Source organism: Pseudoalteromonas sp. SR45-5 (assembly GCF_014163565.1).
GTDB lineage: Bacteria > Pseudomonadota > Gammaproteobacteria > Enterobacterales > Alteromonadaceae > Pseudoalteromonas > Pseudoalteromonas distincta.
Map to the genome: position 1 here is coordinate 1 of NZ_JACJDN010000753.1, position 1,677 is coordinate 1,677.

1 protein-coding gene is annotated in these 1,677 nt (G+C 40.3%); it reads right to left on the reverse strand.

Features of this window, described 5'->3' with window-relative positions; genetic code table 11:
- On the reverse strand, window positions 1-1,572 hold a 1,572-nt coding region (locus tag H5072_RS18670; protein WP_182694418.1), incomplete at its 3' end, for a TonB-dependent receptor plug domain-containing protein.
- Window positions 1,573-1,677: the final 105 nt, after the last annotated feature.

Genomic DNA, 1,677 nt, shown 5'->3' on the forward strand with positions numbered 1-1,677 from the left:
CCAAATAGCACCAGCAGAGGCACTTAAATTGGTAAAACTTTCATTATACCCAATGGTTTCTTCGTCGCTGTGATCTATTTCTACTTCATCGTGGTTATGCTCGTGTGCCGTGATTTGGCTTTCAATTTTGTAATCTTCAACACGTGCGCCAAGTTCAACAGTAACGTCGCCAAATTCACGCTCTTCTAGTAAATATAATGCGTTAGTTGTAGTTACACTTGCAGGTGTAAATGCTTCTTCACCAATTGCATCGTAGTCAGAATCGCTGTAGTGATAGCCCATCATTCCGTGCCAATCAGCAAACTTATGCTCTACATTTAAACGTGCTTCAGTCGTTTTATTTTTAAAAGTAGTACCAATTTCGCCATCTTCAATTTCGCTGTGCGAGTAATCTGTATAGCCAACACGTAGGTTGATGGTTTCAATCCAGTTATTATGAAGGGCGTAACTTACAAGCCCTTGCCAGCGATCTTGCTCTAAATGTGCATAAACCGGCTCTTCAGCTGCTTCGTCTTCATGTTCTGCATGCTCTTCTTCAGTTTCACCTTCGTGATCGTGATGATGTTCATGCCCAGGAATACCGTAATCGGTATCAATACTACCGTAAGAAAAACCAATCGTTAAATGATCGCCAACATAGCTAGTACCAAAGTTAAGTGTTTCGCTATCAATAAAAGTATTTTCTACAGAATTCTCTGTTTCTACATCGCCATCATCGTCGGCAATAGTGAAGGTAGGTGTTTGGTAATCATCGCCACTGCGCTTAGTGCCATCAAAATGAAAGTTAAAGCCTTCATTACCTGTTTCAAGTTTTGCAGCTACTGTGTTTGAGTTTGACACTGTATCGTGGCTGTATTCAGCAGCACCCGTAAGCTCGTCGATATTGTCTGTAGGAATGCGGTTATCAACCACGTTTACAACACCGCCAATTGCACCAGAGCCATAAAGTAGGGTACTTGGGCCACGTAATACTTCAATTTGTTCTGCTGCTAGGCTATCGCTTGATGTCGCATGGTCTGGGCCAATACGTGATGCATCGCTGGCATCTAATCCGTTTTGTGTGATTTTAACGCGAGGGCCATCTAAACCACGAATAATTGGGCTTGATGATACAGGGCCAAAGTAACTTGCATTTACGCCTGGTAAACCTTTTAGCGTTTCACCAAGAGTTGGTTTAGATTTATTTCTTAATTCATCACCTGAGAGCACGCTTACTGGCGATATCATCTCGAGGCTATTTTTATGAAGTGCAGAGGCATAAACAACCACTGTCTCAACTGATGTTGGTTTAAGCGATACAGACAGGTTGTTTGAAGATTCGCTAACAGCAATACGAGAGTCTACGTAGTTGTCTTTACTAATATGTAATTGGCTATTTGCATCGATTTCTATAGCAAATTCGCCTAAATCATTACTTTTAACGCTTTGGTTTTTGCCATGCACATGAATTGAGGCATTTTTGATTGGTTGATTTTTATCATCCATTACTTTACCAGTAACAGTGGCAGCCAAAGCTGATTGAGAACATAAAACAGAAAAAATAGCAGAGGAGATTAATGTTAACTTTGTCATGGATATATTGGTTCGCGGTTATTATGTTGTGATATAATATAACACCGCAAAATCAGTGAATCAACAATGTTATAGTATAACTTTGTGTTTTGCGATGAATGATCT